Origin of the sequence: Halolamina sp. (assembly GCF_036626355.1) — an archaeon.
Lineage (GTDB): Archaea > Halobacteriota > Halobacteria > Halobacteriales > Haloferacaceae > Halolamina.
This window is the reverse complement of record NZ_JAZKRY010000106.1, coordinates 1-8,684: the sequence shown is the minus strand read 5'-3', so window position 1 is coordinate 8,684 and position 8,684 is coordinate 1. Positions and strand designations below refer to the sequence as shown.

Below are 8,684 nucleotides of genomic sequence, written 5' to 3'. Positions count from 1 at the left end.
CAACCGGGCGCTCCTATCAGAAACATACACCTACACCCCCTTTTTAATGAGTAGTTTACAAAATCTTAAGCTGCGGATACATCGCCGTAGCACCTTGCTACAGACCCATAGGAGCCCATTGCAACCGTGTATGCCTTGCGTAAGACATACGTACGCAGATTGTTTCGTCCCGCTCCGACCCGAATACATTTCAGTTAGCCTATATGATAGAAAGGTTTAACTAATTTACAGTTAATAGTACATGTATGAGCCTGTCCCAGAGTTCCAAATCGCCTAACCGCGATCAGGAGCTGACCCAGACTGAGGCGTTCGACATCCTCAGTAACGTCCGGCGGAGACACGCGCTCCATTACCTGCTCTCTCACAAGGACGGGACCAATATCGGGGAGCTGTCCCGCCAGCTCGCGGCCTGGGAGAACGGGGAGTCACTCGAGCAGGTGACCGCGGACGAGCGCCGGCGCGTGTACGTTTCACTCCACCAGACCCACCTCCCGCGGATGGACGAGGCGGGTATCCTTCACTACGAGAACTCCCGTGACACCATCGAACTCACGGAGCGCGGGGAGTCCCTCCAGGTGTATATGGAGGTCGTCCAGGACAACGATATCCCGTGGAGCGAGTTCTACCTCGGGCTCAGCGGCATCTCGTCCGCGCTGGTCGCCGCGGTCTGGTTCGGCGTGCCGTCGTTCAGCCTGCTCCCGGACCTTACCTGGGGAGCAATTATCGTCACCATGTTCACGATCACCAGTGCCGTCAACGTCTACTACGCCGAACAGCGACGCCTCGGCACGGAAGGCCCACCGCCAGAACTCAACTAGGCCGATCAGTCGGTTCTCCCGGACCTCGTCGACGACAAACTATCGCGAACCCCACCACAGAAATTCCGGCCAGCCCCCTGGCCGCGGATGCTCTCCCGCTTCGGTTACAGCCGCGCAGTCACGGCCGTCGTCAGCCGCGATTCGACGTCTCGCATCCGTTCGAGGAGATTCGTTCCATCGGCCAACACCGGGTACGTGGCGTCGAGGTCCCGGTAGAGGAAGCGGTACACCGATTCCGTATCCCTGCGGTCCCACCCGAACGTAATGCCCTCGTGAAGTCGCTCCTGACGCTCCTGCAGCGCGTCGGTCAGTCGCTCGCGCTCCTCGAAGAGCCGGTCGAGCCGACACTGGAGCTCCTCGAACGGCCGCCGACGGAGCCGGTTCCCGTCGACCGACTCACAGGTGTCGGCGATACTCCCCAACAGCCTGTCTGCCTCCTGTAGCCGCTCCCGCTCGCGCCCCATCGCCTCGAGATACTTCTCCCGCTGATGCTGGCCCTCTCGGGCACTCGTCAGGAGCGCGCTTTTGACCTGTGGGGTGAGCTGGTCGTTGGCGACAACAGCCCCCGCAATCTCCTCCCCGAACTCAGTTGCGAGATGCTGTGCGAACGGTTCCCCGTAATCCTGCTCGTAATGATCGACTGCCATCACCGTCTCGCGGTAGGCGTTCTCGACGGCAGCCATGCCGTCGTTTGGCGGGCGCGAGGTGGTGCTGGCGACGCCGATTCCTGCCCCCTGGACTGACGTTCCCTGAAGCTGTGTCGTCGGTAGCTCCCCGAGCTGGTCGGCGAAGTGAGCCAGCGCGTCCCGCTCAGCGATAACCGAGTCACACTCCGCCCCAATTGCGGCGAGCGCGCCACGGACGTTCGCCCGCGGCGCGAACAGTAGCCCGGCCGAGAACCCTGCCCACGCGAGCATGGCGAGCATCGACACCGCAACGACTTCGAAACAGCCGAACGTGGTGTTACAGGCCTGCAACCCCTGTTCTACGTTGCTCGGCAGACCATGTTTAGCGGGCATTTGTTAGTTACACCACGGTACTGAAACTACTTTAATGGGTCGCAATTGGTAACAGTTGTCACAAAATCTCGAAACCCCATTCGACTGGCTGCGTCCGGACCGATAGAGCGAAGGCCAGTCCAACTGAGGCCGACCTATGGTCAAGATGGTCGCGCTGCTGGTCCGGGAGGACTCGCTCAGTCACGAGGAGTTCGCGACGTACTGGGAGGAGGAACACGCACCGTTGGTCGACGATCTGCCGAATGTCCAGCGCTACGTCACCTCGCTCCCGACTGATCCGGAGGAAAGCGCCTACGACGGCCTCGCCGAACTCTATTTCGAGGACATGGCCGCGCTGGGTGCGGCGTTCGACTCCGCGGCCGGCGAGGCACTCCTCGAGGACGCGGCGGAGTTCTCCGACCAGGAAGCAGGTGACGTGCTGTACATGGAAGAGACCGAACAGCTGTGAGCCGATTGCGTGCAGCGCGCGGCCGACCCACCCTCAGACGACGCCCTCGCGCCGCAGTTCTTCGATTTTGTCCGCACTGTACCCAAGTTCCCCGAGCAGTTCCTCCGTCTGCTCACCCAGCAGCGGCGGGTGACGACGCGCGTCGGTATCGTGGCCCGCAAAGCACATTGGCGAACCGGGGAGCTGCATCTCGCCAGCGGTCGGGTGGGTGACGGACTGGCGCATGTTCCGTGCCTCGACCTGCGGATCGTCGAACACCTCGGCGATGTCCCGGATGCGGCCGACCGGAACGTCGTGGTCCCGGAACATCGTGAGTAGCTCGTCGACGGTCGTGTCCCGGAGTTCCTCGGCGACGTCCCTCTCCAGCGCGTCGCGGTTCTCGACGCGCCGTTCGTTGTTCTCGAACCGCTCGTCCGCGGCGAGATCCGGCCGGTCCAGGGCCTCGCAGAACCGGTACCAGATTGCCTCGCTGGCGCAGGCGACGACGATGTAGCCGTCTGCGGCCTCGTAGGCCTGATAGGGCGCGATGTTCGGGTGCCGGGAGCCCATGCGCCCCGGCGGCTCACCGGAGGCGAACGTATCCGTGGCCATGTAGGTCAGCCAGCCGACGATCGAATCGAACAGCGCGATGTCGATGCGCTCGCCGCCCTCGTTGGCGAATTCGCGGCGGAACAGCGCCGCGAGGATCGACTGGGTCGCGTACATCCCCGACGCGAGGTCGGCCATCGCAACGCCGACGCGCACGGGGGGTCGGCCGGCCTCCCCGGTGATGCTCATCATACCGCCCTCTGCCTGCATCATCAGATCGTAGGCCGGGCGCTCGGCTTTCGGGCCGGTCTGCCCGTAGCCGGTGATGGAGCAGTAGACCAGCCCGGGGTTCTCCTCGGAGAGACTGTCGTAATCGATTCCCCACTCGGCGGGCTTCCCGACGCGGTAGTTCTCCAGCATCACGTCGGCCCCGGCGGCGAGCTCACGGAACGTCTCGCGGCCTTTCTCGGTGGCGAGGTTGAGTGTGATGGAGCGCTTGTTCCGGTTGATGCTGGCGTAGTAAGAACTCTCCCCGGAGTCACCGAACGCGGGTGGTGACCAGTGGCGTGTCTGGTCGCCGCCGTCGGGGCGTTCGACCTTGATAACATCGGCGCCCAGGTCGCCCAACTGCATCCCACAGAACGGGCCGGCGAGCACGCGCGAGGCGTCGAGGACGGTGACGCCGTCGAGCGGGCCGGTCGAGTCGTCGCTCATGTCGTTCGGGTGGGGGAGGGCCGGTGCCTTAGTGGTTTGCTCGTCGGCGGTGGAAGCTGGTTGCGGCGTTCCGCGGGCTCAGGCTTCCTGCGCGACAGTCGCTGCGCTCCCCTGGCCCTGCCGCCCCTTCCTGCCCGAGAGAGGTACTGTTTTGCCACCGCCCGCACCAGAGGAACCCATGACTCTCGGTTCCATCGTCATCGATCATCTGGTCGAGAACGGCATCGACACCGTGTTCGGCATCCCCGGCAAGCAGACGCTGCCACTGAACGAGGCCATCGACGGGCGCGACGACATCCGGTTCGTGATGGCGCGCCACGAGACGGCCGTCTCCCATCAGGCGTGGGGCTACGCCGAAACCACCGGCGAGCCCGCAGCCACCGTTGTCGTCCCTGGTCCGGGCGATATGAACGCGATGAACGGGCTGAAGAACGCGCTCAACGACAACACGCCGTTGATCCACATCGCCGTCGAAACCGACCCCGAGGTCCGGGGGCGGGACGGCATCCACGAGACGCCACCAGAGACGTACGATACCGTGGTCAAAGCGAACCGCGTGGTCAAGAACCCCGAGGGCCTCGCCGCGGAGGTCGAGCGCGCCGTCGCGACGGCGACGACGGCACCGAAAGGCCCGGTTCGGCTGGGAATCCCCAAATCCTTCCTCCCGGCCAGCGGTCCCGTCGCCAACATCGCAGACGTGGCGACGCCGGACCCGGTCTCCCCATCGGTCGAGGCGCTGTCCGAAGCCGCGACGTTATTGGAGGCCGCCGACGCACCAGTCATCATCGCCGGCGGCGGCGTCCGCTCGGCTGACGCCAGCGACGAACTCGTCGCCTTCGCCGAGCAGTACGACGCGCCGGTGCTCACGAGCTACAAAGGGAAGGGCGTAATTCCCGAGACGCACCCGCTCTCGGCGGGCGTGCTCTGTGGCGGGACGACACCGGAGATGGCCGAGTACGTCGCAGGGTCCGACGCCGCGCTGGCAGTCGGCACTGATTTCGACGAACTGGTGACCCGCGGCCGCAGCCTCGACGTGCCCGAAACGCTCGTCCACGTCACACTGGACCCCGACGACCTGGGAACCAACTACGACCCCGCAGTGGGACTGGTCGCCGACGCCCGACTCACCCTCGCCGCGCTGACCGCGGAGATCCCCGACTCCGACCACCGGGCCGAAACCGTTACTGACCGTCTCCGAGACGCAGTTCAGCGTCGGGTCGACGAACTGGTCGACGGTGAGCCGCCACTCACCTCCCCTGGAGCACTACAGGCAGTTCGGGACGCACTCCCGGAAAACACGATCGTCACCGCCGACGCCGGTGGGTTCCGCATCTGGACGCTCGCCACGTTCCCCGCGATGGGGCCGCGCTCCTACGTCAACCCCGGCTCGTGGGCGACGATGGGCACTGGGCTCCCCTCCGCGATGGGCGCACAAGCCGCCCATCCGGACAAAGATGTGGTCGCACTCACCGGCGACGGCGGACTGATGATGTGTATTCACGAGCTCCACACCGCAGCGAGCGAGGGGCTCCCGGTAACGGTCGTGGTGTTCCGGAACGACGACTACGCCATCATCAGCGAAGGTGCCGAGCGCCACCACGGGATGGCACCGAACAGCTACGCCTGGCCGGAGCAGGCGGTGGAGTTCACCGCGCTCGCTGAATCGATGGGTGTGAGCGCGACGCACGCAGAGACGCCCGCGGAGATCCGGGACGCCGTCGCAGCCGCCACTGACGCCGACGAGCCGCGGCTGGTGGAAGTACGAACGGACCCCACCGAGCCACAGGCGAGCAGCTACCTGACCGGCGAGTAGCGCGACAGTCCCGCCCCTCAATCGGCGTTCTCGACGAGCGCTTCTGTCGCGAACTCCTCGCCCGTCCAGCGCCAGGAATCGATCGACGGGGACCCGTCGAGCGAGCAGATGACGTAGGAGTAGCCCGTCCACGTCGCACGCGCGGCGTCAGTCGCACTCGGCGCGGCAGGCCCGTTTGGATGGCTGTGATAGAACCCGACGACTTCACGACCCCCCTGTTCGACCGATTCGATCGTCGCCAGAAGCTCTTCCGGGTCGATACGGTACCTGGTTCGTGGCTTTTCGGCGGCGTTCGCCGTCGGGTGTGCCGCCTCGACGCAGCTTCGCTCTTGGCCGTAATCGCCTGCGAGGACGCCACAGATCTCCTCGTCCCCGCCACTGTCGGCGTGAGACAGGAGCGCGTCGCGAACTGCCGTCGGAAGGACCAGCACGCTCAGGCGTCTGCGCTCCGTTGCTCGAGTCCGTACTCCCAGGCGTGGTAGCCGCCGGCCATGCTCTGAACGGCCGCATCGTTGTCGACGCCTTCGAAACTGCTGATGAGCTTGGCTGCCTGGACGGAAGACTGGCCGATTGGACAGGCGACGACGATATCGTCTTCCCACTCGATCTCGTCGACCCGGCCGGGCAGCTCCGTCATGGGTACGTTGATCGCCCGGGGAATATGCCCCCGTTCGAACGCGGCCGCTGGCCGAATATCGATTATCTGGACCGGTTCCTCAGCGTCGAGTTTCTCCTTGAGCTCCTCCGGAGTGACTTCGTCGACCATGTCAGGGAAGAGCGGGGCTGACGCCTTTCGTGTTTCGGACGGGGCTCCCCCGTTTGCAGCCTGGGTCAGGGGTCACCGCACCCACGGATAGATGGGCATCTCGCACGTCTCTCCGTCACCGACCGAGGAGTTCGAGGAAGCCGTTTCGACTGGAGAGAAAGGTGACTGAGCACCCATTTGGGCGCTGCGAGACGACACGGGCCCGTGTCGAACGGTGATGGCACGCGTCGTATTCAGCGATAGTACAGATACTCCGGAGTTGCCCATCCCAGCAAGTGTACGTAAAGACGTGGCCCGGGGGAGATCAGAACCGGGTCGGTCGTGGCGTAGCACAAGTGAAACTACGCCTTCAAGCGACGCCCCAATCATCCCTCGTCTGAACATACTATCTCGGTAGTAGGAACGGGCCAGGAGTTCGAAGAACGGTTCGTCCTGGTATCCTGTTGTTCCGACTCTCGTTGCGGGTATCGGCGTCAGAACGTTCAGGCCGGGGAGCAGAACTGGCGGACAGACAGCATCGAGTTCCTATTCTCCCTGTCTGAGAATTCACCGTATAGTTGATGGAGAGTAGGGACGTATCGACACGTGGGAAGGCCCATCGAGGGGTGGACCCAGCAAGGAGTTGATTACAATGTACGACAACATTCTACTGCCAACGGACGGGAGTGAGGGCACAGAAGGAGCGGTAGCGCATGCATTCGATCTCGCAAAGACCTACGATGCGACCGTACACACGCTGTATGTGATCGATCTCAAAGAGGTCAACGCGATCGAACATACGTTCGATACGACGGAGTACACGGCCGAGTTCAGGAGCGAAGGTGAATCCGTTCTGGAGGAGCTCGAAGCCCGGGCGGAGGACGCTGGCATCGAAATCACCACCGTTCTGGAAGAAGGAGTCCCGCACGAGGTTATCCTCGAATATAGCGATGACGAGGAGATGGATCTCATCGTGATGGGGACACACGGTCGGACCGGTCTCGACCGGTATCTCGTGGGTAGCGTCACCGAAAAGGTGGTGCGACTCTCGGACGTACCAGTGCTGACCACCCGCCTCACCAGCCCAGAGTAGCTGATACAGACCGCAGTACACGTTCCACTTTTCATGGTCTTGTCGATGAAGCCGATTGGCAACCAGGAAACTGCAACAGTGAGTGGACTCACGAACAAGAGGGTCTGGCGAGAGACTCGCCGAATCAGTGATTCGACGACACGACTCTCAGCCCGGTATCTGTATCTCCCCGGCTCAGGCGTGGGCTGTCAGCACGGAACGGACAGCGCTCGCCAGTTCCTCGAATCGGTTCATCGGGAGCTCGTCGGTCGTGACGAATGCCCCGTGGCCAGCGGCAATCACCCGCGTGAGGTATCCGTGCTCGAACACCCGCATCGTGAACTGATACTCACCGAGTTCGGAGCTATGATACACGGATTGGGACCGAAAGCCGAGACGCTCGTTGTCGGCGAAGCCGACGATATCCGCGTCCGATGAGAGGTCCTCACGAAGATAGAGCTGCTTCTCCTCGCTCGGATCGAAGTACGTCACGCTCCGTAGTTCGTCGCCGACTGTCGTCCGACAGCTTCGGACGAGTTCGGATTCGAGTTCGCCGGGCACGTCCTCCATATCTCACCCGACGACGAGCCGAACCAAAAATACTGCCTGAACTTCTCACGTTTCGGGAACCCGGGTGTCTTTTATTCTCTCTAGCGATCAGTGCGTGTCGAGTGGGAACGTGTGTTCCTACCGGATGAGAATCGGTCGGAGGCTTATTCGCTCGTGGCAGCTATTTTCAGTATGGACCTGGATAGCAGCCTCACCTACTACGACAAAGTGCTGGTCGCCATTCCGGCTAGTCTCGGTGGTGGTATCATCATTGGATTGGTAACCAGCGTCCCAGTTCTGGTCGGACTACTCGCTGGCGCGCTTATCGCGACGGTATGGATCTACGATGCGACTTTCCGTAATCCCCCTCGTCCCTCGATATCCACACAGGCGAAGTTAGCGACGGTCGTCTGGCACCTGTTCCTCGGCGGTTTGCTGGTAGCGGCGTTTTACCTGAATTGAGGCGCTAAGGCCCCTTCCTCAACGAGCGACCGAAGGGAGCAAGTAGGGAGGGGATACAGCCGTCATCAGAAGCCGCAGGCTTCTGGTTGGCAGCCAGAACGCCCCGCGTTCTGGCGATGCCCGCACGAGTATCAGCCATGTTCGACGCTCGGCCTACAGGCCCACCGCCACCTTCATGTTAAAACATGGTGTAAATACAGGTGATGGATAGGCACGAAATCGAAGGCCACGAAGTCATCGACGGGACAGTCAAAGCCACCGGCAACGGCGCTCATGTCCTCGTCCCGAAGGACTGGCGTGGCGCGGAAGTGAAAGTCGTCCGAACCACCGAACCCGGCGAGTAGCACTACCTGATGAACTACAACGACAGGTATCGACTCGGACCGTCCGACGCTCTCGGATAGCAGTTAGCGTGGACTGTCGATACCTGTCGACAGGTCTACAACCACTTCCTCCACCGGCTCAACCGCACCGACGACACCTCGGCATACAGCGAACAGAAGCTCCTGCCGAGCC

The 8,684-nt window shown here is 62.9% G+C and carries 11 protein-coding genes and 1 pseudogene; 7 read left to right on the top strand and 5 right to left on the bottom strand.

What is annotated here, in order from left to right:
* Nucleotides 1-245 precede the first annotated feature (245 nt).
* Entirely contained in the window at nt 246-818 is a 573-nt protein-coding gene (locus V5A38_RS13500; RefSeq protein ID WP_332326287.1) for a hypothetical protein, read from the top strand.
* A gap of 104 nt (nt 819-922) precedes the next feature.
* Here the strand turns inward: V5A38_RS13500 and V5A38_RS13495 are convergent, their stop codons facing one another.
* Nucleotides 923-1,837, bottom strand: a complete 915-nt coding sequence (locus V5A38_RS13495) for a hypothetical protein (RefSeq protein ID WP_332326286.1) — start codon at nt 1,835-1,837, stop codon at nt 923-925.
* 136 nt (nt 1,838-1,973) lie between these two features.
* Here V5A38_RS13495 and V5A38_RS13490 point away from each other — a divergent pair, with 136 nt between their 5' ends.
* The gene (locus V5A38_RS13490; RefSeq protein WP_332326285.1) at nt 1,974-2,285 is read left to right on the top strand and encodes an EthD family reductase; all 312 of its coding nucleotides are present in this window, start codon (nt 1,974-1,976) and stop codon (nt 2,283-2,285) included.
* A gap of 33 nt (nt 2,286-2,318) precedes the next feature.
* Here V5A38_RS13490 and V5A38_RS13485 read toward each other — a convergent pair whose 3' ends face one another.
* On the bottom strand, nt 2,319-3,527 hold the full coding sequence (locus tag V5A38_RS13485) for a CaiB/BaiF CoA-transferase family protein (protein ID WP_332326284.1): 1,209 nt from the start codon (nt 3,525-3,527) through the stop codon (nt 2,319-2,321).
* A gap of 178 nt (nt 3,528-3,705) precedes the next feature.
* On the opposite strand from V5A38_RS13485, the gene V5A38_RS13480 reads away from it, so the two are divergent.
* Nucleotides 3,706-5,340, top strand: a complete 1,635-nt coding sequence (locus V5A38_RS13480; protein ID WP_332326283.1) for a thiamine pyrophosphate-binding protein — start codon at nt 3,706-3,708, stop codon at nt 5,338-5,340.
* Between the two features lie 17 nt (nt 5,341-5,357).
* Here V5A38_RS13480 and V5A38_RS13475 read toward each other — a convergent pair whose 3' ends face one another.
* Both V5A38_RS13475 and V5A38_RS13470 read right to left on the bottom strand, forming a co-directional pair.
* Entirely contained in the window at nt 5,358-5,771 is a 414-nt protein-coding gene (locus V5A38_RS13475; RefSeq protein WP_332326282.1) for a desampylase, read from the bottom strand.
* A gap of 2 nt (nt 5,772-5,773) precedes the next feature.
* A complete protein-coding gene (locus V5A38_RS13470; protein ID WP_332326281.1) occupies nt 5,774-6,106 on the bottom strand; it encodes a rhodanese-like domain-containing protein in 333 nt (110 codons plus the stop codon).
* A gap of 631 nt (nt 6,107-6,737) precedes the next feature.
* Between V5A38_RS13470 and V5A38_RS13465 the strand changes: the two genes are divergently transcribed.
* Nucleotides 6,738-7,178: a universal stress protein gene (locus tag V5A38_RS13465; RefSeq protein ID WP_332326280.1), complete on the top strand. Its 441-nt coding sequence runs from the start codon at nt 6,738-6,740 to the stop codon at nt 7,176-7,178.
* Between the two features lie 174 nt (nt 7,179-7,352).
* On the opposite strand, the gene V5A38_RS13460 is transcribed toward V5A38_RS13465, so the two are convergent.
* Nucleotides 7,353-7,727 (bottom strand): hypothetical protein, encoded by a 375-nt coding sequence (locus V5A38_RS13460; RefSeq protein ID WP_332326279.1) that lies wholly within the window; start codon nt 7,725-7,727, stop codon nt 7,353-7,355.
* A 171-nt stretch (nt 7,728-7,898) separates the two neighbouring features.
* On the opposite strand from V5A38_RS13460, the gene V5A38_RS13455 reads away from it, so the two are divergent.
* From V5A38_RS13455 to V5A38_RS13445, 3 genes and pseudogenes are all read left to right on the top strand, one after another.
* Nucleotides 7,899-8,168: a hypothetical protein gene (locus V5A38_RS13455; RefSeq protein ID WP_332326278.1), complete on the top strand. Its 270-nt coding sequence runs from the start codon at nt 7,899-7,901 to the stop codon at nt 8,166-8,168.
* A gap of 203 nt (nt 8,169-8,371) precedes the next feature.
* Entirely contained in the window at nt 8,372-8,512 is a 141-nt protein-coding gene (locus V5A38_RS13450) for a DUF2080 family transposase-associated protein (protein ID WP_332326277.1), read from the top strand.
* 9 nt (nt 8,513-8,521) lie between these two features.
* A pseudogene (locus V5A38_RS13445) lies at nt 8,522-8,684 on the top strand (helix-turn-helix domain-containing protein); the annotation flags it as partial.